General features: G+C 71.6%; 22 protein-coding genes and 1 tRNA gene. 12 read left to right on the top strand and 11 right to left on the bottom strand.

Annotated elements, in window-relative coordinates; genetic code table 11:
- Positions 1-4 precede the first annotated feature (4 nt).
- From DW299_RS08430 to DW299_RS08415, 4 genes are all read right to left on the bottom strand, one after another.
- Positions 5-922 (bottom strand): pseudouridine synthase, encoded by a 918-nt coding sequence (locus DW299_RS08430; RefSeq protein ID WP_205814355.1) that lies wholly within the window; start codon positions 920-922, stop codon positions 5-7.
- A 71-nt stretch (positions 923-993) separates the two neighbouring features.
- Positions 994-1,743: an SDR family oxidoreductase gene (locus tag DW299_RS08425; protein ID WP_136030427.1), complete on the bottom strand. Its 750-nt coding sequence runs from the start codon at positions 1,741-1,743 to the stop codon at positions 994-996.
- 73 nt (positions 1,744-1,816) lie between these two features.
- A complete protein-coding gene (locus tag DW299_RS08420; protein WP_136030425.1) occupies positions 1,817-2,311 on the bottom strand; it encodes a MarR family winged helix-turn-helix transcriptional regulator in 495 nt (164 codons plus the stop codon).
- Positions 2,308-2,820, bottom strand: coding sequence for a GNAT family N-acetyltransferase (locus DW299_RS08415; protein ID WP_136036317.1), 513 nt, complete (start codon positions 2,818-2,820; stop codon positions 2,308-2,310). Before DW299_RS08415 ends, DW299_RS08420 begins: the two co-directional genes overlap by 4 nt.
- Positions 2,821-2,934: 114 nt before the next feature.
- Between DW299_RS08415 and DW299_RS08410 the strand changes: the two genes are divergently transcribed.
- The 6 genes from DW299_RS08410 to DW299_RS08385 all read left to right on the top strand — a co-directional run bounded on the left by DW299_RS08410 (position 2,935) and on the right by DW299_RS08385 (position 8,515).
- Positions 2,935-3,006: transfer RNA gene (locus tag DW299_RS08410), tRNA-Gln, on the top strand.
- A 1-nt stretch (position 3,007) separates the two neighbouring features.
- Entirely contained in the window at positions 3,008-4,438 is a 1,431-nt protein-coding gene (glmU, locus tag DW299_RS08405; protein WP_136036316.1) for a bifunctional UDP-N-acetylglucosamine diphosphorylase/glucosamine-1-phosphate N-acetyltransferase GlmU, read from the top strand.
- Between the two features lie 7 nt (positions 4,439-4,445).
- Positions 4,446-5,480, top strand: a complete 1,035-nt coding sequence (locus tag DW299_RS08400; RefSeq protein WP_136030418.1) for a ribose-phosphate diphosphokinase — start codon at positions 4,446-4,448, stop codon at positions 5,478-5,480.
- An 81-nt stretch (positions 5,481-5,561) separates the two neighbouring features.
- On the top strand, positions 5,562-6,032 hold the full coding sequence (locus DW299_RS08395) for an FMN-binding protein (protein ID WP_136036315.1): 471 nt from the start codon (positions 5,562-5,564) through the stop codon (positions 6,030-6,032).
- A 15-nt stretch (positions 6,033-6,047) separates the two neighbouring features.
- Complete coding sequence (locus DW299_RS08390) at positions 6,048-6,926, top strand: FAD:protein FMN transferase (RefSeq protein WP_136036314.1); 879 nt, start codon at positions 6,048-6,050, stop codon at positions 6,924-6,926.
- A gap of 14 nt (positions 6,927-6,940) precedes the next feature.
- Positions 6,941-8,515 (top strand): FAD-dependent oxidoreductase, encoded by a 1,575-nt coding sequence (locus tag DW299_RS08385; protein ID WP_136030410.1) that lies wholly within the window; start codon positions 6,941-6,943, stop codon positions 8,513-8,515.
- Here the strand turns inward: DW299_RS08385 and DW299_RS08380 are convergent.
- Entirely contained in the window at positions 8,509-10,002 is a 1,494-nt protein-coding gene (locus DW299_RS08380) for a sensor histidine kinase (RefSeq protein ID WP_136036313.1), read from the bottom strand. The two genes, DW299_RS08385 and DW299_RS08380, sit on opposite strands and share 7 nt — an antisense overlap.
- Before the next feature lie 26 nt (positions 10,003-10,028).
- Positions 10,029-10,757, bottom strand: coding sequence for a response regulator transcription factor (locus tag DW299_RS08375; protein ID WP_136030408.1), 729 nt, complete (start codon positions 10,755-10,757; stop codon positions 10,029-10,031).
- A gap of 104 nt (positions 10,758-10,861) precedes the next feature.
- Between DW299_RS08375 and DW299_RS08370 the strand changes: the two genes are divergently transcribed.
- On the top strand, positions 10,862-12,112 hold the full coding sequence (locus tag DW299_RS08370; protein WP_168443099.1) for an FAD-binding oxidoreductase: 1,251 nt from the start codon (positions 10,862-10,864) through the stop codon (positions 12,110-12,112).
- A 60-nt stretch (positions 12,113-12,172) separates the two neighbouring features.
- Here the strand turns inward: DW299_RS08370 and gnd are convergent, their stop codons facing one another.
- Positions 12,173-13,627 (bottom strand): NADP-dependent phosphogluconate dehydrogenase, encoded by a 1,455-nt coding sequence (gene gnd / locus DW299_RS08365; RefSeq protein ID WP_136030406.1) that lies wholly within the window; start codon positions 13,625-13,627, stop codon positions 12,173-12,175.
- Between the two features lie 149 nt (positions 13,628-13,776).
- Here gnd and DW299_RS08360 point away from each other — a divergent pair, with 149 nt between their 5' ends.
- Together DW299_RS08360 and DW299_RS08355 are read left to right on the top strand one after the other, a co-directional pair.
- Positions 13,777-14,835 carry a D-2-hydroxyacid dehydrogenase gene (locus DW299_RS08360; RefSeq protein ID WP_136030404.1) on the top strand — a complete coding sequence of 353 codons (1,059 nt, stop codon included), beginning with the start codon at positions 13,777-13,779 and terminating at the stop codon, positions 14,833-14,835.
- An 11-nt stretch (positions 14,836-14,846) separates the two neighbouring features.
- Positions 14,847-15,368, top strand: coding sequence for a gluconokinase (locus tag DW299_RS08355; protein WP_136036312.1), 522 nt, complete (start codon positions 14,847-14,849; stop codon positions 15,366-15,368).
- On the opposite strand, the gene DW299_RS19625 is transcribed toward DW299_RS08355, so the two are convergent.
- Positions 15,353-15,478 carry a hypothetical protein gene (locus tag DW299_RS19625; RefSeq protein ID WP_275090547.1) on the bottom strand — a complete coding sequence of 42 codons (126 nt, stop codon included), beginning with the start codon at positions 15,476-15,478 and terminating at the stop codon, positions 15,353-15,355. The genes DW299_RS08355 and DW299_RS19625 overlap by 16 nt on opposite strands.
- A 222-nt stretch (positions 15,479-15,700) precedes the next feature.
- On the opposite strand from DW299_RS19625, the gene DW299_RS08350 reads away from it, so the two are divergent.
- Positions 15,701-16,315: a 50S ribosomal protein L25/general stress protein Ctc gene (locus DW299_RS08350; protein WP_136030399.1), complete on the top strand. Its 615-nt coding sequence runs from the start codon at positions 15,701-15,703 to the stop codon at positions 16,313-16,315.
- A 96-nt stretch (positions 16,316-16,411) separates the two neighbouring features.
- Positions 16,412-16,993 (top strand): aminoacyl-tRNA hydrolase, encoded by a 582-nt coding sequence (pth, locus tag DW299_RS08345; RefSeq protein WP_136036311.1) that lies wholly within the window; start codon positions 16,412-16,414, stop codon positions 16,991-16,993.
- Positions 16,994-17,005: 12 nt separating this feature from the next.
- Here pth and DW299_RS19495 read toward each other — a convergent pair whose 3' ends face one another.
- The gene (locus DW299_RS19495) at positions 17,006-17,683 is read right to left on the bottom strand and encodes a hypothetical protein (RefSeq protein WP_240745351.1); all 678 of its coding nucleotides are present in this window, start codon (positions 17,681-17,683) and stop codon (positions 17,006-17,008) included.
- 49 nt (positions 17,684-17,732) lie between these two features.
- Positions 17,733-18,737, bottom strand: a complete 1,005-nt coding sequence (gene trpS / locus DW299_RS08335) for a tryptophan--tRNA ligase (protein WP_136036310.1) — start codon at positions 18,735-18,737, stop codon at positions 17,733-17,735.
- Between the two features lie 60 nt (positions 18,738-18,797).
- On the opposite strand from trpS, the gene DW299_RS08330 reads away from it, so the two are divergent.
- On the top strand, positions 18,798-19,457 hold the full coding sequence (locus DW299_RS08330) for a DUF4166 domain-containing protein (protein WP_136036309.1): 660 nt from the start codon (positions 18,798-18,800) through the stop codon (positions 19,455-19,457).
- 135 nt (positions 19,458-19,592) lie between these two features.
- Here DW299_RS08330 and DW299_RS08325 read toward each other — a convergent pair whose 3' ends face one another.
- A complete protein-coding gene (locus DW299_RS08325) occupies positions 19,593-20,432 on the bottom strand; it encodes an exodeoxyribonuclease III (RefSeq protein ID WP_136030390.1) in 840 nt (279 codons plus the stop codon).
- Positions 20,433-20,440 lie beyond the last annotated feature (8 nt).

Raw genomic sequence — 20,440 nt, 5'->3', positions numbered from 1 at the left:
CGGGTCAGCGCGCCGGGGCGTCCTGCAGGCTCCGGCGGGTGGTGAACACGCGCTCCTCACCGGTGAGCGGGTCGAGGAACCGCAGTTCCCGCGCCAGGAGCTGCAGGGGCCGGGAGAAGTCGTCGGGCTGCTCGGGCAGCAGCTCCGGGTAGAAGCCGTCGTGCAGGATGCCGAGCCCGAGCGCGGCCAGGTGCACGCGCAACTGGTGCATCTTGCCGCTGTGCGGGCGCAGCAGGGTGTGCACCACGCGGTCGTCGGCGTCGATCACGTCGATGAGCGTCTCCGAGTTGGGCTCCCGGGTGTCGTCGACCTGCACGCGCACCTCTCCGCGGTGCTTCTCGATGTGGGTGCGGTACACCAGCGGGAAGCGGGAGGGATTCCAGCCGGCGGGCCGGGCCGATACGGCCTCGTACACCTTCTCGACCCGTCGATCCTCGAACAGCAGCTGGTAGGCGCCGCGGGTGGCGGGGCGGACGGAGAACATCAGCAGCCCGGCGGTCGCGCGGTCGAGGCGGTGGATCGGCGTGAGCTCCGGGTTGCCGAGCCGGTTGCGCAGCCGCACGAGAGCGGAGTTCTGCAGGTACTTGCCGCCCGGGGTGGTGGGCAGGAAGTGCGGCTTGTCGATCACGACGAGGTGGTCGTCCTCGTGCAGGATCTCCTCGGTGAAGGGGATCTCCTTCTCGACGGGCGGCTCGCGGTAGTACCAGACGAACTCCTCGGCGCCCAGCGGCGTCTCCCGCCTGAGCGGTCGTCCGTCGCGGGCGACGATCTCGCCGCGGTCGAACCGCACGAGCAGCCGCTCGGGGTCGAGGTGGAAGAACCGCTCGACCATGTAGTCCGCGATCGTCGGCCAATCCCCGGTCAGCGGAACGTGCAGTCGCGTGGCGCCGACGCCGTCGCGCACGGGAAGCGGGGAGGGCATGCCCATTGTTCGGCCTTCGGCAGGAGGGGCGGGACCCCTCCACCCTAGGCGACGGCGCCGGTCCGCTCGGCTCAGTCCGCCCCGGCGGCGATCCAGTCGTCGAACGTGGTGGGGGCGAGCCGGGCTCCCTCGGCGGGGAGCAGCACCTCGCCCGCGAACTCGACGCCCAGAGCCGCACCGCGCCACGAGGCGCGCAGCGGAAGCTCTCGTCCGCGAGCGGCGAGGGTGCGCCTGGCCATGTCGACGGCGTCTTCGGTGCGGGGCCCGGCGATGTCGAAGGATCCGCCCAGTGCGGGGGCGGCGGCCGCCTCGACGAGGGCGACCGCCACGTCTGCCGGGGCGATCGGCTGCAGCAGCAGCGGGGGGACGACGCCCTCGCCGTCGACGATCGACCACTCGGCGATCATGGCGGGGAAGTCGTGGAACTGCGTCGCGCGCACGATCGTGAAGGGCACGGCGCCGCGGGCGACCTCGCGCTCCTGGGCCCGCTTGCCGAAGTAGTGCGGGTTGCCCTGCACCCGATCGAGCGCCGCGATCGACAGGGCCACGTGGTGGGCGACCCCGGCGGCGGCTCCGGCGACCAGGAGGGTGCGCGTCACCGTCGCGAACACACGCTCGGCCTCCGCCACGTCGGACACCGGGGGATTGGTCGCGTCGATCACCGCGTCGACCCCGTCGAGTCGCGCCGCGAGACCCTCGCCCGTCGTCAGGTCCACCCCTTCGCCGCGGCTGAGGGAGATCGCGTCATGGCCTCGCCGTCGCGCCTCCTCCACCACGAGCCGCCCGATCCGTCCTGTCCCGCCTGCCACTGCGATGCGCATGCCGCTCCTTTGTCGTGATCCGTGGCTATCCTGCCCCGGGCCGCCGACATCCGCCGCGCACGCGTGAGCGGCGTCAGGCGTCGAAGCTCAGGCTGAGCTTGCGCAGCAGACCGGCGAGCCGTTCGCGGTCGCCGCGCGACAGTGCCCTGAGCAGCTCGGCCTCCGCGTCGACCAGCCGGGTGATCGCCGCGTCCACCCGGATGCGCCCGTCGTCGGTGAGCGTCACCAGCACGCTGCGGCCGTCGCCGGGGTCGGCCTCCCTGCGCACCAGCCGCCGCCCGACCAGCCGGTCGATCCGGTTGGTCATGGTGCCGCTGGACACGAGGGTCTGCTGCAGCAGCTGCTTCGGGGAGAGCTGGAAGGGGGCGCCGGCGCGGCGCAGCGCCGACAGCACGTCCCACTCCCACGACTCGAGGTCGCTGCGGCGGAACACCTCGCGGCGGGCGCGGTCGAGGTGACGCGACAGCCGGTCCATCCGCGAGAGCACCTCGAGCGGGGAGAAGTCGAGGTCGGGCCGCTGCGTGTTCCACGCGCCGACGATCCGGTCGACCTCATCCACCTCGCTCATGCGTTCATTATCGCGTGCGCCCCGTCGTCCGCCGACCCGCGGGCGGGCAGCTCCAGGGTCAGGAACACGCTGTGCGGATCCGGCCGGTAGCGGCCGAACGCCGCGCACTCGCGGAAGCCCGCGCGGGTGTACATCGCGACCGCGGGCAGGAAGAAGTCGTCGCGCCCGGTCTCCAGCGACACCCGGCGCACCCCGCGGGCGGTGGCGTCGTCGAGGAGGAACCGCACCAGGGTGCGTCCGATGCCGCGGCCGCGCAGTGCGGGGTCGGTGCGCATCGACTTGAGCTCCTCGTGCCCGTGGTCGACCGTGGCGAGGGCGCCCGTGCCGACGATGCGGTCGTCCAGGGTGGCGGCGAACAGGCGCACGTGCGGTGCGAGGAGTCCCTCGATGGGCAGGGCGTGCTGGCTCTCGGGTGGCGCGGTGCCCTGCATCTCGGCGTGATGCGCGGACACGAACGCCGCGAGGTCCGGCGTGGCGGAGGCGATGCGGGTGATGACGACGTCGCTCATGGCCCCAGCATCGCAGAGCCGTGTTTCGTCGCGATGTCGGCCACCCGGGCGTGCATCGGAACACGAGCGGGGACGTGGCAGACTTGTCGGGCGGTGCCCACGCGGGGGCCGCGGTCCGCCGTGGTGTAATGGCAGCACGACAGCCTTTGGAGCTGTGAGGTCTAGGTTCGAGTCCTGGCGGCGGAGCATGACTGGGAACAATCTCGCCATCGTCGTCCTCGCCGCAGGTCAGGGCACCCGCATGAAGTCGCGGCTGCCCAAGGTGCTGCACCCCATCGGCGGCCGACCGCTCGTCGGGCACGTGCTCACCACGGCGCGTCGGCTGCAGGCCGCGCACATCGAGGTCGTCGTGCGTCACGAGCGCGACCAGGTGGTGGCCGCGCTCGCGGAGGACTACCCCGATGCGGTGTTCGTCGACCAGGACGACGTGCCGGGCACGGGGCGGGCCGTGCAGGTTGCGGTCGATGCGCTGCCCGACGACTTCGACGGCGATGTGCTCGTGCTCTCGGGCGACTGCCCGCTCGCGGACGCCGAGACGCTCACCGCGTTCCTGGAGGAGCACCGCGCCTCCGGTGCGGCGGCCACCCTCATGACGGCCCTGGTCGACGACCCCACCGGCTACGGCCGGGTAATCCGCGACGCGGACGGCGGTGTCGACCGCATCGTCGAGCAGAAGGACGCGACGGCCGAGGAGGCCGCGGTCACCGAGATCAACGCCGGCATGTACGTGTTCCGTGCCGCGACGCTGCGCACGTACCTGCCGCAGGTGGGCGTCGACAACGCGCAGGGCGAGATGTACCTGACCGATGTGCCCGGGCTGCTGCGCCGTGACGGCGACCGCGTGGCCGCCTCGGTCGTCGACGACGTCGAGGTCACGTTCGGGGTGAACGACCGTGCGCAGCTCGCCGAGGTCGGCCGCCGCTTGAACGCCCGCATCGTGCGCCGCTGGCAGCTCGAGGGCGTCACGGTGATCGATCCGGCGACCACGTGGATCGACGACGACGTCACCCTGGCGCCCGACGTGACGCTCCTGCCGAACACGCAGATCCTGCGCGCGACCACCGTCGCCGCGGGCGCCACGATCGGTCCCGACACGACGCTCGTGACCTGCGAGGTGGGGGAGGACGCGGTGGTGCGGCGCACCGACGCCACGCTCGCCGTGATCGGCGCCGAGGCGACCGTCGGGCCCTTCTCCTTCCTCCGTCCCGGCACCGTGCTGGGCGCCAAGGGCAAGATCGGCGCGTACGTCGAGACGAAGAACGCCGAGATCGGCGAGGGCAGCAAGGTGCCGCACCTCTCTTACGTGGGGGATGCGACGATCGGCCGCGGGGTCAACCTGGGCGCGAGCACCATCACCGCCAACTACGACGACGTGAACAAGCACCGCACCGAGATCGGCGACGAGGTCCACACCGGCTCGCACACGGTCCTGGTCGCGCCCGTTAGGCTGGGTGCTGGTGCGAAGACCGGTGCCGGCGCCGTCGTCCGCAAGGACGTCCCCGCCGGTGCCCTGGCCATGAGCGTGGCCCCCCAGCGCAACGTCGAGGGGTGGGTCGAGAAGAACAGAGCAGGCACGGGGGCGGCGGACGCCGCGGCCCGGGAGAACACGGCGGAATAGGCGGAGCATGGCCCGGAAGAAGAAGACGGTCGACCTGGATCGCGACAACGGGGTGGCCCCCGGGATCATCGCGAAGACCAAGAAGCGGCTCGTCGTCGCGGGCGGGCGCTCCCACCCCGAGCTGACAGCGGCCGTCGCCGAGGCCCTGGGCACCGAGATCGCGCCGGTGGAGCACCGCACGTTCGCGTCGGGTGAGATCTACGCCCGCTTCGAGGTCTCGATCCGCGGCGTCGACCTCTTCCTCATCCAGACCTTCGGTGAACCGGTGAACGAGTGGCTCATGGAGACGCTCATCATGATCGACGCCGCCAAGCGCGCGTCGGCCAAGCGCATCACCGTCGTCGCCCCCTACTATCCGTATTCGCGCCAGGACAAGAAGGGCCGCGGCCGTGAGCCGATCAGCGCCCGCCTGGTCGCCGACCTGCTCAAGACGGCCGGCGCCGACCGCGTCATGAGCGTCGACCTGCACGCGGCGCAGATCCAGGGCTTCTTCGACGGCCCGGTCGACCATCTCTTCGCCAAGCCGGTGCTGCTCGACCACTTCGAGCGCACGCTGAGCCCGGAGGACCGCGAGATCCTCACGGTCGTCTCGCCCGACATGGGCCGCGTCCGCGTCGCCGACACGTGGTCGGACAGCCTCGGTGCGCCGCTCGCGATCATCCACAAGCGCCGCGACCCGAAGGTCGCCAACCAGGTGTCGGTGCACGAGATCGTCGGCGCCGTCGAGGGGCGCACGTGCCTTCTGGTCGACGACATGATCGACACCGGCGGCACGATCGTGAAGGCCGCTCAGGCGCTCAAGGCCAACGGCGCGCACCGTGTGATCGTGGCCGCGACCCACGCGATCTTCAGCGACCCCGCCTCGGAGCGGTTGCAGGACGCCTCGATCGATGAGGTCGTCGTGACGGACACGATCCCGCTGTCGGCGTCGCGCCGCTGGGACAACCTCACGATCCTGCCGATCGCCCCCCTGCTGGCCAGGGCGATCCACGAGGTGTTCGAGGACGGCTCCGTGACGAGCATGTTCGGCGGCGACGCCTGACGCATCGGCACAGCACAGCCGGAGCATAGGCGCGGTCCCTACCGTCGAAGGATCGACAGACCCCGACCCACGGAGGCCCCCATGATCCGCACGACCGTACCCACGTCCGTCCGCACCGGTTCCGCGCTTCTCGGGGTCGCCGGCCTGGTCGTGCTCGCGGGGTGCGCGGGCACCCCCGACGCCGCCGACTCGTCGAACGCTTCGACGGCGCCGACGGGTTCGAGCTCGTCGTCCGGCGGGGGCGACGCCGCGGGCTCCTACAACGACGGCACCTACACCGCCGAGGGGTCGTACCAGACCCCGGAGACGGTCGAGCAGATCTCGGTCACTCTCACGCTCGCGGACGGCGTCGTGACCGACGTCGAGGTGACGGGCGACCCGAAGGCACCCGAGACCGAGCAGTATCAGGGCCAGTTCATCGACGGCATCGCGGACGAGGTCGTGGGCAAGCCCATCGACGAGCTGAACGTGAGCCGCGTCGCGGGGTCGTCGCTCACCAGCGGCGGCTTCAACGACGCGGTCGAGTCGATCAAGGAGCAGGCCGCCTCCTAGGCGCGGGGCCTCGTCATGGCGGGTTGGCGTTTCGAGGCGATCGGCACGCACTGGGAGATCGAGACGTCATCGCCGCTCCCGGAGCCCGTCCGATCCGCCGTGTCGGCGGTGATCGAGAGGTTCGACCGCGCCTGGTCGCGGTTCCGGGCCGACTCGGAGGTCTCGCGGCTCGGGCGCGAGGGCGGGACGCTGGCCTCCGCCGACGCGGCGCCCATGCTCGACGCGTATCGCGCGCTGACCACGGCGACCGACGGGGCCGTCAACCCTCTCGTCGCCGACAGTCTCGCCGCCCTGGGCTACGACCGGGAGTACTCGCTCGTGCCGCGGGACCCGCTCGCCGCGCCCGCGGACTGGACGGAGCGGGTCTCGTGGACCTCGACCGGGGTGACCGCGTCGGCTCCGGCCCTGCTCGACGTCGGCGCGCTCGGCAAGGGTCGCCTGGTGGACCTGGTGATGACGGAACTGGCGGAGGTGCCGGACGACGTCGTGGTCGACGCGGGCGGTGACCTCCGGGTCCGCGGCTCCGGTGAGCGCGTCGCCCTGGAGCATCCGTACGACCCGCGGAAGGCCGTGGGCGTGGTCGAGGTGCGTGACGGCGCGCTGTGCGCCTCGGCCGTGAACCGCCGTGCGTGGGGAGACGGGCTGCATCACGTCCTGGACGCCCGCACCGGGGTGCCCGTGCGCACCTGGGCGGCGGCCTGGGCGCTGGCGCCCGACGCGATGATCGCCGACGCCGTGGCCACCGCGCTGTTCTTCGACGGGGGCCCGGCGCTCGCCCTGGCCTGGGGCGTGGAGTGGGTGCGCATGACCACCGATGGGCGCCTGCAGTGCTCGCAGGGCTGTCCGGCCGAGCTGTTCACGGTGGGCGGGCCTGGCCGGGCGGCCGCTGACTAGGGAAGAGTGGAACCGTGATCACGACATTCGCCGCTGCACGCCAGCGCGTCCTCGCCGTGCTGGGCGCGCTGTCGATGTACCGCCTGGTGCTGTTCGCCCTCATCGCCCTCGCCGCGATCGCCCTCGTCCTGTCGCTGTTCGGGGTGATCGTGTCGCCGACGCCCGTCGAGCTCGTGGTGTCGTTCGTGGTGCTCGCGGCCGTGATCTCGGCGGTGGACGCGGCGGCGCAGCGCATCCTCCGGCTGCCGTGGCGGATCGAGTCGTCGCTGGTGACCGCGCTCATCCTGCTGTTCGTGCTGCGTCCCGGTGTGGAGCCCGCAGCCTTGCTCGGGCTCGCGATCGCGGGCGCCGTGGCGAGCGTGTCGAAGTACGTGATCGCCTGGCGCGGCCGCCACATCTTCAACCCGGCGGCCTTCGGTGCGGCGGTCGTCTCGATCCTTGGCGCGTTCGGAGCCTTCGCGTGGCTGGGCACTTCGTCGTCGTGGTGGGTCGGCACTCCGGTGCTCGCCGTGCCGGTGGTGCTGCTCGGGCTCGCCGTGCTCTGGCGCACCGAGAAGATCCGGGTCGTGTCGCTCTTCCTCGTGGCCGCGGTGGCCACGTCCCTGGTGCGCCAGGCCGTGCAGGCGGCGCAGTTCGACATCCCGTTCGACCTCGTCACGGCGCTGTCGTTCGCGGTGCTGCAGTCGCCGTTCCTGTTCCTCGGCGCGTTCATGCTGTCCGAGCCGCTCACGCTCCCGCCGCGACGGCGACAGCAGCTGGCGGTCGCGGTCCTGGTCGGTGTGCTCGCCGGCTGGCCGATCTCGGTGGCCGGGCTGTTCACGCTCGGCCAGGAGCGGGCGCTGCTGATCGGCAACCTGCTCGCCTTCGCGTTCGCGCTGCGCGGCTCGGTGCGGCTCGTGCTGGAGCGTCGCACCTTCGTCACCCCGACCGCGCAGGAGCTCACGTTCCGCGCGAAGGGGCGGGTCCGGTTCCTCGCCGGCCAGTACCTCGAGCTGGACGTGCCGCACCGTCGTCCCGACGCGCGGGGCACTCGACGGGAGTTCAGCATCGTCTCGGCACCGGCCGACCTGCCGACGCTGCGCATCGCGTACAAGAACGGCGACCAGAAGCACCCGTCCAGCTACAAGCGCGCGCTGGCGGCCGCGGAGCCGGGGGCGACGTTCGCGGTCACCGGCACGTGGGGCGACTTCGTCCTTCCGCGCGGCGAGCAGCCCGTGCTCATGGTCGCGGCGGGCATCGGCGTGACGCCGTTCGTGTCGCAGTTGCGGCAGCTGCGGGCCACGGGTCAGCAGCGCGACGTGGTGCTGGTCTACGTCGCCGCGGAGGCCGCGGAGCTCGCGTTCCGGGAGGAGCTGGAGGCGACCGGCGTGCGGACGGTGGTGTTCACGCGCGACGAGCCCACCGGGCTTCCCGCGCACTGGTCCTGGGCGCGGGGCGCGCGCCTGGGTGCGGAGTCGCTCGAGCAGGCCGTGCCCGACCTGGCCGAGCGGCACGCGTTCATCTCCGGACCGCCGCGGCTGATCGCCGACCTCGCGCCGGCGCTGCAGAGGGCGCGCAGCCTCACGACCGACGCGTTCGCGGGTTACTGAGCGGGGGCCGGAGCGGGCGCGGACGGGATCCGCACCGTGAAGGTGGTGTCACCCGGCTCGCTGGTCACGTCGATCACGCCGCCGTGCCCCTCGACGATGGCCTTCACGATCGCGAGGCCGAGCCCGGTGCCGCCGGTCTGACGGGCGCGCGAGGTGTCACCGCGGGCGAAGCGGGCGAAGAGCTCGTCGCGGATCGCGGGGTCGATGCCCGGCCCGTCGTCGTGCACGCGGAGCACGGCGTCGTCGCCCTCCCTGGCGACGCTGAGCGTCACCGTGGTCCCCGCCGGGGTGTGTGCCCTGGCGTTCGCGAGCAGGTTCGCCACCACCTGGTGCATGCGCCCGGCATCGCCCAGGATCAGCACCGGCTCGTCCGGGACCTCGATGCTCCAGTGGTGCTCGGGTGCGGTCGGCCGCGCGTCGGAGAGGCCCTCCAGCGCGAGCTGCGCGAGGTCGACGTTGCTGTAGACGAGCTCGCGGCCCTCGTCGAGCCGGGCGAGAAGCAGCAGGTCCTCCACGAGCCTGGTCATGCGCAGCGACTGCGCCTGGATGCGCTCCAGCGACGACGTGGTGCCCTCGATCGCCTCGGGGGCCTTGGCGGGGTCGGTCGCGGCGTCCGCCTGACGGAGCGCGCGCAGGGAGAGCTCGGAGTAGCCGCGGATCGAGGCGAGCGGGGTGCGCAGCTCGTGGCTCGCGTCGGCGACGAACTGCCGCATGCGCTCCTCGTTCTTCTGCCGAGCGGCGAGGGAGACGTCCACGTGGTCGAGCAGCTTGTTTAGCGCCGCGCCCACCAGCCCGGTCTCCGTGCGCGGATCGGCCTCGGCGGGCGGCACGCGCTCGGTGATGCTGACCTCGCCGCGGTCGAGCTGCTGGTTCGCGACCCGGGTGGCGGTCGCGGCGACCGCGCGCAGCGGACGAAGGCTCACCCGGATGGTCACCGCGGTGGTGAGGGCGAGGAGAATCAGGCCGCCCACGGTCGCGAGCACGATCACGGTGAGCAGCTGCGTGAGCTGGTTCTGGATCTCGTCGCGGGGGAGGCCGGTGACCACGACGACGCCGTTGCTCGCGGTGGTCGCGAAGACGCGGTACGAGCCGAGCCCGTCGAACGTGATGGTGCCCTGGGTGCCGAGGGCGACCGTGCCGTACAGCTGTCGCAGCTGCTCGGAGGTGAGGGTGGTCGACCGGTTGCTGAGCTCGGCGCGGTTGTCGTGGAACGCGACGCCCGTGGCACCGGCGACGGGGCTTCCCACCGAGAGCAGCAGCCCCGGCACGGGGTCGATGCGGTAGAGGATGTTCTCGACGGTCGCATCGGACGGCGCGACCCGCTCGACGACCTGGTCGCGGATCGTGACGGCGTAGCCCTTGACCTTGTCGTCGAGCTGCTGTTCGAGCGTGCTGCCGAGGGTGGCGCTGGTGATGATGGCGACGATGACGAGGATGAGCGACACGAAGCCGATCACGGCCGTCATGAGCCGCGTCTGCAGGCTCATGGGGCGTCGCGTCATCGTCGCTCCGCTCACTGCGGGGCCTTGATCATGTAGCCGACGCCGCGCACCGTGTGCAGCAGAGGAGTGCGTCCGGCGTCGATCTTCTTGCGCAGGTAGGAGATGTACAGCTCGACCACCGACGACTTCCCGCCGAAGTCGTAGCTCCACACCCGGTCGAGGATCTGCGCCTTCGACAGCACGCGGCGCTCGTTGCGCATCAGGTAGCGCAGCAGCTCGAACTCGGTCGCGGTCAGCTCGATCTCGGTGCCGTCGCGCACGACCTCGTGGCTGTCTTCGTTGAGCGTGAGGTCGGCCACGCGGAGGATGGACTGCCCGTCGTCTGCGGTCGCGTGACCGGTGCGGCGGATGATCGCGCGCAGGCGGGCGATCACCTCTTCGAGGCTGAACGGCTTGGTCACGTAGTCGTCGCCGCCGGCGGTGAGGCCCGCCACGCGGTCGCCGACGGCGTCCTTGGCCGTGAGGAACAGCACGGGCACGAGGTTGCCCGCATCGCGGAGCCGCTTGAGCACGGACATCCCGTCGAGGTCGGGCATCATGATGTCGAGCACGAGCGCGTCCGGCTCGAACTCCTTGGCCACCTGGATGGCCTCGAGGCCGGACGACGCGGTGCGCACCTCCCACCCCTCCATCCGCAGGGCCATGGCGAGCAGGTCGGTGAGCATCTGCTCGTCGTCCACGGCGAGGATGCGCAGAGGGGAGCCGTCGGGGCGGCGCAGTTCGGGCAGGTCGCTGGTCATAGCGTCTATTCTGCGGAATCTCCTATGCGATTTCTATGGAGGCCGCTATGTGTTCTCTGGGAACAGCCCTCCCGAATGTCTGCGCCCGGGTCTACCGTGTGCTCATGACCGACAGCGTCGAGCATCCTTCCCCCATCATCCACCGTCCCTCCACCGTCTCCGAGGTCGCCGACCTCGTGCGTCGCGCCGCACGGGAACCCGTCCCGCTGACCGTCGTCTCCGGCGGCCACGGCCCCTGGTCGCACGCCCCCGCGCCCGGCATCCGCATCGAGCTCGGCGCCCTGTCCTCCGTCGAGGTCGAGGGCACCAGGGTCCGCATCGGCGGCGGCGCCGTCTGGGGCCACGTGGCCGCGGAGCTCGCGAACCACGGCCTCGCGCTCAGCTCGGGCGACACCGCGAGCGTCGGCGTGGGCGGTCTCACCCTCGGCGGCGGCATCGGCTGGATGGTCCGGGCCTGGGGCCTCGCGGTCGACCAGCTGGTCGGCGCGCAGGTCGTGACCGCGACCGGCGACGTGATCGAGACCTCCGCCGACGAGCACCCCGACCTGTTCTGGGCGCTGCGGGGCGGTGGCGGCAACTTCGGCATCGTCACCCGCTTCGACTTCGAGGCGCACCGGCTCCCGGGCGTCGCGCTGGCCGAGAACGTCGTCGACGGTGATGCCACCGACGTCCTCCGGGCGACACGCGACCTGATGCGCGATGCCCCGCGCGAGCTCACCGTCACGTTCATGGACGTGCCGCCCATGGACCCGAGTGCGCCGGCGGGCGCCAGGCTCACCGCGGTCTGGGCCGGCCCCGAGCCCGAGGCGCTGCAGGCCGCCCTCGCCCCGATCGCCGCGCTCGATGGCGTGCACAGTGAGGTCAGTACGCCGGCCTACCGCGACATCCTGCTGGAGATGCCGCAGCCCGAGGGGGAGGAGGCCCCCGCTCCTCCCGGGTTCATCGCGGCCAACGGGCTCATGTCCGACCTCGATGATGAGCTGATCGACCGCCTGATCGCCTTCCGGAGCGCCTATCCGGCGTCGGTCGTGTTCCTGCGCTCGCTCGGCGGCGCCTTCGCCGACGTGCCTCAGGTGGCGACCGCGTTCCCCGCCCGTTCCGCGACCTGGTTCGTGATGGCGGCCGCCTTCGACATCCCCGGACTGCTCGACGACGCCGCGCGCGAGCGCGCTGCCGTCGAGGTCCAGCGGATCGCCGCGGGGCGCCTCGCCGAGTACAGCAACTTCGTCGACACGGAGCAGTCCGAGACGGTCGCCGGCATGTATGCCGAAGAGGCGTTCGCCCGGCTCCGCGAGGTCAAGCGGCAGTGGGACCCGCAGAACCTGTTCCGCCGCAACCACAACATCAGCGTCTGAGCGACGACGCACGAGGGCCCGGGAACCATGCGGTTCCCGGGCCCTCGTCGCACGGAGGCGTCAGTGCGTGTCCTCGGCCTCGATCTCGGTGCGGTCGCCCGACCACAGCGTGTGGAACGTGCCGTCCTTGTCGATGCGCTTGTAGGTGTGGGCGCCGAAGAAGTCGCGCTGGCCCTGCACGAGCGCGGCGGGGAGCCGGTCGGCGCGGATGCCGTCGTAGTACGACAGCGACGACGAGAACGCCGGGGCGGGGATGCCCGACTGCGCGGCCGTCACCACGACGCGGCGCCAGGCGGACTGGGCGCGGGTCAGCGCCTCGGCGAAGTACGGCGCCGTCATCAGCACGGGAAGGTCGGGCGTCTCGGCGTAGGCGTCCGCGATCCGGTTCAGGAACTGCGCCCGGATGATGCAGCCGCCGCGCCAGATCTTGGAGATCGCGCCGAGGTCGATGTTCCAGCCGTACTCGGCGGCCCCCGCGCGGATCTCGTCGAAGCCCTGCGAGTACGCGACGATCTTCGACGCGTAGAGCGCCAGGCGCACGTCCTCGATGAACGCATCGACCTGATCGGCCGGCACGGTGAACTCCTCGTCGGGTCCGGGCAGCGACGCGGCGACGGCGCGCTGCTCGGGGTGCGAGGAAAGCGAGCGGGCGAAGGTCGCCTCGGCGATGCCGGAGACCGGGACGCCGAGCGACAGCGCGGTCTGCACGGTCCAGGCGCCGGTGCCCTTGGCGCCGGCCTGGTCGAGGATCACATCGACGAGGGGCTTGCCGGTCTCCGCATCCACCTGACGGAGCACCTCGGCGGTGATCTCGATCAGGTACGACTCGAGCTCGCCGCGGTTCCACTCCGCGAAGATCTCGGCGATCTCGGCGGGCGACTTGCCGGTGCCGCGACGGATGAGGTCGTAGGCCTCGGCGATCAGCTGCATGTCGGCGTACTCGATGCCGTTGTGCACCATCTTGACGAAGTGGCCGGCACCGTCGTGACCCACGTGCGTGACGCACGGTTCGCCCTCGGCGACCGCCGCGATGGACTTGAGGATCGGGCCGAGCGTGACCCACGACTCGTCGGAGCCGCCGGGCATGATCGAGGGACCGGTGAGCGCACCCTCTTCGCCGCCGGAGATGCCGGCGCCGACGAAGTTGATGCCCGTCTCCCGCACGGCCTTCTCGCGGCGGATGGTGTCGGGGAAGTAGGCGTTGCCGCCGTCGACGATGATGTCGCCCGGCTCGAACACTTCGACCAGCGAATCGATCACCGCGTCGGTCGGGGCACCCGCCTTGACCATGATGATGGCCGTGCGCGGCTTCTGCAGCGCATCGGCGAACTCCTGGTACGTCCGGGCGGGGATGAAGCCGGCTTCCGGATGCTCCTCGAGGAGGGTCTCGGTCTTCTCGTAGCTGCGGTTGAAGATCGCCACGGTGTTGCCCTCGCGGCTGGCGAGGTTGCGGGCGAGGTTCGACCCCATGACGGCGAGTCCGACGACTCCGATGTTCGCTGATGCTTCGGGCACAGAGGGCTCCTCGATCGTGAAGAAGGGTTGTGTTCAGCGTATCGCTGTGCGGTCGGTCGGTGCGCGATCGTGTCCTCGTGAGGCCGCGGCGGTGCGGCCCGCCTCGACCTCTACGCTGGTCGAAGCAGGCCTGCAGAGAGGGAGTCGCCGTGACGGAGTCCGAGAAGAAGGTGCGCGCCGTGGTGGCGGTGCCGCTGCCCGAGGAGCTGTGCCGGCTCATCGAAGAGCTGGAGCCGCGCCTGGAGGTGGTGAGCGATCCGTCGCTCGTGCCACCGATGCGCGGGCCCGCGGACTGGTCGGGCGACCCCGGGTTCACGCGCACGCCGCAGCAGCAGGAGGCCTTCGACGCCCTGGTCGACTCCGCCGACGTGCTGTTCGGGATCCCGGACGTCGATCCCCGCGCCCTGGCGCGCACGGTGTCCGCGAACCCGCGGCTGCGCTGGGTCATGACCACGGCGGCGGGCGGCGGGAGCACGGTGCGCGCCGCGGACCTCGGTCGCGCCGACCTGGACCGGGTCGTCTTCACCACGAGCGCCGGCGTGCACGGTGGCACGCTCGCCGAGTTCGCGGTGTTCGCCGTGCTCGCCGGTGCCAAGGGGTTGCCGCGTCTGCTGGAGGATCAGCGCGACCGTCGCTGGCCCGAGCGGTGGGAGATGAGGCAGGTCGAGGAGATGACGGTGCTCGTCGTCGGGTTGGGCGGGATCGGAGCGGAGTGCGCGCGCCGATTCGATGCGCTGGGTGCGCGGGTGTGGGGCACGAGCCGTTCCGGCCGCCCGGTGGAGGGGGTCGAGCGGCTCGTCTCCCCGGATGCGCTGAGCGAGGTGGTCGCGGAGGTCGACGCGATCGTGGTCACGCTGCCCGGTACCGCGCAGACCCGGCACCTGATCGGCGACGACGTGCTGCGGGCGGTGCGCCCCGGGGTGATCGTCACCAACGTGGGCCGGGGGAGCGTGATCGACGAGGCCGCGCTGCTGCGGGCGCTGGACGACGGGCGCGTGGGGTTCGCCGGGCTGGACGTGTTCGAGGAGGAGCCGCTGCCGGAGGACTCGCCCCTGTGGTCGCACCCGCGCGTGCTCGTGAGTCCGCACACCGCGGCGCTCAGCTCCCGCGAGGAGGAGCGCATCGCCCGCCGCTTCGCGGAGAACGCCACCCGCCTGCTCGACGGCCGCGAGCTGCGCGCCGTGGTCGACACCGTCGAGTTCTACTGATCCGGGCGGCGATGAGCGTCCGCATCGTGGTGATGGGGCCGAGCGGCTCGGGCAAGTCGACGGTGGGCCGGGCCCTCGCGGAGGCGCTGGACGCGCGGTTCGTCGACGGTGACGATCTGCATCCGCTCACCAGCGTCGACAAGATGGCTGCCGGTGTCCCGCTCGACGACGAGGACCGCCTGCCGTGGTTGCGGGTCGTGGGCGAGACGCTGCGCGCGCACGACCGGATCGTGATCGCCTGCTCCGCGCTGCGGCGTCGCTACCGCGAGGCGATCAGGGCGGGGGCGCCGGAGGCGTTCTTCGCGGAGCTCGTCGTCGATCCTGCGGTGCTGGCCGCGCGGATGCGGGCGAGGGAGGACCACTTCATGCCGGCGTCGCTGCTGGACTCGCAGCTCGCGGCGCTGGAGCCGCTGGAGAGTGATGAGCGCGGGGTGCGGGTCGAGGCCACGCGGAACCCCGCCGGGGAGGTCGACGCCATCGTCGCCGCGTGGCGGGACGAGGAGCGTCGGAGGGGCGATCAGTCCTTGCGGTAGCCGGAGCGGCCGAGCGAGAACAGCGCGCCCGCGGTACCGATCGCGGCGCAGAGCGTCATGGCGCCGATGAGCCAGAGGAGGACGTGCGAGAGGAAGGCGCCGTCGAGCATGGGGGTACTCCGAGTTCTGCAGAAGGGACGGTGTCCTCAGCCTATCGGGTGATCCGGTACCATGGACACGTACCTCGGCGAGGGATGCTTCTGCGCGTGCGCGGATATCCGTAATCGACGCGGCGAAGCAAGCCCGGTGGCTTTCCTCACGCGTCCGCGTTCGAGTTCACAATTCCAAGACCACCGCGCGGCGCCTTCGCTGCGTGCCCCGAAGGAGAACCCATGTCTGAAGACACCACGGTCCACGCCGAGCTGCGCAACAGCTTCGGCAAGGGCTTCGCCCGTCGTCTGCGCGCCGCCGGCAAGATCCCCGCCGTCATCTACGGCCACGGCACCGAGCCCGTGCACGTCGCGCTCCCGGGCCACCAGGTCTCGCTGATCGTGCGTCGCGCGAACGCGCTGCTCGACCTCGACATCGAGGGCACCTCGCAGCTCGCGCTCGTCAAGGACGTGCAGAAGGACCCGGTGCACCAGATCATCGAGCACATCGACCTGCTGGTCGTGAAGAAGGGCGAGAAGGTCGCGATCGACGTTCCCGTCGTCGTCACGGGCGAGTCGGCTCCCGGCACCATCGTCAACCTCGACGCGACCACGCTGTCGGTCGAGGCCGAGGCCACCCACATCCCGGAGCACATCGAGGTGTCGGTCGAGGGTCTCGAGGAGGGCGCGCACATCACGGCCGCCGACGTCACCCTGCCCAAGGGCTCGTCGCTGCTGACCGACCCCGAGGTCCTGGTCGTCGCGATCGCCGTTCCGGCCGCTCCGGTCGAGGACGAGGCCGAGGCCGCCGAGGGCGAGGCTCCCGCCGAGGCTGCCGAGGAGGCCGCCGCGGAGTGATCTCCGACAGCTTCACCACGGAGGGGACGCGATCGCATCGCGTCCCCTCCGTCGTATCCTGACCGGGTGCGCGGCGCCCGCGAGAGAGGACGAGGAATGGCAGTCACTTGGCTCGTTGTCGGACTCGGCAACCCGGGCCCGCGGTACGAGGCGACCCGCCACAACATCGGCCAGCTGGTCGTCGACGAGTTGGCGAGCAGGCGCGGCGAGACGTTCCGTGAGCACAAGGGCGGTGCTCGTGTGGTGGAGACGTGGCTGCGCCCGGGGGCGGACAAGCTCGTGCTCGCCAAGCCGAACACCTTCATGAACGTCTCGGGGACACCGGTCGCCGCACTGGCCCGGTTCTACTCCGTCGCGCCGGAGCACGTGGTCGTGGTGCACGACGAGCTCGACATCCCGTTCGACACGGTGAAGCTGAAGACGGGCGGCGGCCACGGCGGACACAACGGCGTGCGCGACGTGGCGCGCGCGCTCACGACGCCCGAGTTCCCGCGCGTGCGCGTGGGGATCGGGCGCCCGCCCGGGCGTCAGGACCCCGCCGATTGGGTGCTGTCCCCGTTCGGGAAGGACGAGCGGGCGAACCTGCCGCTCCTCGTCGCGGATGCCGCCGATGCGGTCGAGCTGCTGGTGGACGAGGGGCTCCTGGCCGCGCAGCAGAAGCACCACGCGCCCCGCTGAGCGGCCGAGCGATCAGGCGGGGGAGCCTGCGAATCCGGCGGCACCACCGACGGCGAACGTGACGAGCACGACGGCGGAGAAGATCACGACGCCGAGCACGGCGAGCACGAGCGCGGCGATCCCGGCACCGCGACCCTGCCGACGGCGGATCGCGATGATGCCGAGGACGAGCGCGGCGACGCCGAACACCGTCCCGGTCCAGAACGACAGCTCCGCCCACAGCACCTGATCTCGCGCCGGGCTGAGGACGCTCAGGTCATTACCGCTCGAGACGCCGTAGGGGAGTCGTCGGCCGATCTCGAAGGCGCTGATGCCGCCGAGGATCGGGGCCACGACGGCCGCGACGAGGGAGAAGACGAGAGCGAGCGAGCCCAGGACGCCGGAGCGCTGCGGAGCCGCATCCGGCACGCTGTAGGCCCCGGACGGCACCGCGTAGCCGCCCACGGGCACGGCGTAGGCACCGGGAGGGGCGGCGGGTGCGACCGGAGCCGCGGTCGGGTACGCGCCGGGGGCAGCGGCGTATGCCGGGGGTACCGGGGCGGCTGCGTACGACGGCGGGACCGGTGCGGCATCGTATGCGGGCGGGACCGGGGCGGCGGTCGGCGCGGGGGCGTATGCCGGGGGTGCCGGCGGGGGTCCGTCGGGGGTCGAGCGTGCGCCGGGGGGAGGAGGCAGCTGGGGATCGGTCACGCCCCCATCCTAGAGGCGCTGCCGTCCTCGCCCCCGGGCGCCGCCGCCGTCAGACCCGCCGGAGCAGTCCGACGCGGTCGTACACGTCGGACAGCGTCGCATCGGCGACGGCGTCCGCGCGGGCGGCGTTCGCGGCGAGGATGCGGTCGAGCTCGGCCGGGTCGTCGAGGAGCTCGAGCGCGCGCTCCCGCACCGGCCCGAACTCCGCCACCACGACCTCTGCCAGGCCCTTCTTGAAGTCTCCGTAGCCACGGCCCGCGTACTCGTCCTCGATCGCGGCGATCTGCCGACCGGTGAGGGCTGCGTAGATCGTCAGCAGGTTCGAGACACCGGGCTTGTTCTCGCGGTCGAACCGCACCGAGCCCTCGTTGTCGGTCACGGCCCGCATGATCTTCTTGGCCGACTTGGCCGGGTCGTCGAGCATCCACAGGACGCCGGCGTCGCTCTCCGCCGACTTCGACATCTTCGCGGTCGGGTTCTGCAGGTCGTAGATCCGTGCCGTCTCCTTCTGGATGACGGGGATCGGCACCGTGAAGGTGGGACCGAAGCGCGTGTTGAAGCGCTCGGCGAGGTCGCGCGTGAGCTCGACGTGCTGCTTCTGGTCGTCGCCGACCGGCACGACGTCGGTCTGGTAGAGGAGGATGTCCGCGGCCATGAGCACTGGATAGGTGAAGAGTCCGACGCTGGTCGAGTCAGCGCCGTACCGGGCGGACTTGTCCTTGAACTGCGTCATGCGACCGGCCTCGCCGAAACCGGTGATCGTGCTGAGGATCCAGGCCAGCTCGGCGTGTGCGCGCACGTGGGACTGCACGTACAGCGTCGACTGCGAGGGCTCGATGCCCGCTGCGATGTACTGCGCAGCCGTCCGGCGCGTCTTCTCCCGCAGCTCCGCCGGCTCCTGGGCCACGGTCAGGGCGTGCAGGTCGACCACGGAGAAGAAGGCGTCGTACGAGTTCTGCAGCTCTCGCCACTGCAGGAGAGCGCCGATGTAGTTGCCGATCTGGAGGGAGTCGGCGGAGGGCTGCATTCCGGAGTAGAGACGAGGCTTGTTCACCCGTCAATCCTATGCGCCCGTCGCGCGGCCCTCCGCGCGGCCGTCGCCTACGCTGGCGGCATGACCGAGACACCCCCGCCCGCACGAGGCCAGGTCTTCCTCGACGCCCTCGGAGCGGAGGCGGAGCGACTGCATCCGGAACTGCTCGCCTCGTTCCGTCGCCCCTCGGCCGTCGGTCACGCGGAGGGAGTGTTCGCGATCGCGGGAAGCCGCTTCGGTCGATGGTCGGCGCTCGCCCGTCCCGTCGTGGGCCCGCGTCTGCTCGTCACCGCCCGGGGCCGCGCGGTGCCCTTCACGCTGATGACGGTGTCCGGGCGGTCTCCGTCGGGGCGTGCCACGCTCGACTCCGTCCGCGTGTTCGGCTTCTCCCGCGGTGCGCAGGAGATCGCCGACCGTCTGACCGTGAGCGTCCGCCCTGGGCTGGTGCGCAACCTCCTCGGCTCGCGCGGTCGGGTCGAGCTGATCGAGGCGTGCTCCGTGACACCGGAGGGGTTCCTCCGCATGAGCACGGTGCGGGTCGCGCTGCGTCTGTGCGGTCGACGGGTCGCGCTCCGCGGACCCCTCGGCGTGCACGTCGATCTCGTGGACGGCTGGGACGAGGAGCACCGTCGTCGCACGATCGACATGCGCGCGGTGAACCCGGTGCTGGGGACGGTCTTGGAGTACCGCGGGTGGTACCGCGAACAGGACCGGCACGCGGCTGCGCAGCCCGGCTCTTAGCCCGGCTCCTAGCGAGCCCGGCACGACGTAACCTCCCGCGCGGCCGGCTCGGCGCGATCCGTGTCCGGGTAACGCACTCTGTGCGCGAGCGCGGCCCGGCACGACGCAACCGCTTGCGCGGCCGGCTCGGCGTCGTCAGTACGAGTAGTCGACGACGACCGGTGCGTGGTCGCTCCAGCGCTGGTCGTAGGCGGCGGCCCTGGCGACGTGGTAAGCCTCGACCCGTTCCGCGAGAGCGGGAGTTGCGAGGTGGTAGTCGATGCGCCACCCGGAGTCGTTGTCGAATGCCTTCCCGCGCATGGACCACCACGTGTACGGACCGTCGACCTCACCGTGGAAGCGGCGCCCGACATCGACCCAGCCGAGGCCGGTGCCGACCGAGCCATCGGTCCCCGTGATCGACGTGCCCGCCTCGCCGAGGAACCGGTCGAAGTACGCGCGTTCCCGCGGGAGGAAGCCGGCCTTGGTGCGGTTCCCGCGCCAGTTCTTGATATCGAGCTCGCGGTGTCCCACGTTGAGGTCGCCCGTGACGAGGGCGAGGGCGCCGTCGGTGTTCAGCGACGCGAGTCGGGCCTCGAACGCGTCGAGGAACTTCCACTTCTCGTCCTGCTTCGGGGTGTCCGCCTCGCCCGAGTGCACGTAGGCGCTGACCACCGTCAGCGGCCGGTCGCCGATCACGTAGTCGGCCTCGATCCAGCGCCCCTTCGAATCGAAGTCCTCCGGCCCGAAGTCGGTGCGGGAAGCGACGGCGGGGAGGCGGCTGGCGATCGCGACGCCTGCGCGCCCCTTCGCCGTCGCCTCGTCGTGCACGAAGGTCCATCCGGGGAGGGCGGCCTCGATGTGCTCGTCCTGGCCGCGGACCTCCTGCAGGGTGAGGATGTCGATGTCCGCCGCGTCGAGCCACGAGCTCATCCCGTTGCGAGCCGCCGCTCGGATCCCGTTGACATTGACCGTGGCGATACGCAGATGAGGCATTCCTCCAG

It is taken from the genome of Microbacterium sp. K35, assembly GCF_004794375.1.
In the GTDB taxonomy this organism is placed as follows: Bacteria; Actinomycetota; Actinomycetes; order Actinomycetales; family Microbacteriaceae; genus Microbacterium; species Microbacterium sufflavum.
The sequence above is the reverse complement of the archived record's forward strand: the minus strand, read 5'-3'. Positions and strand labels throughout refer to the sequence as shown.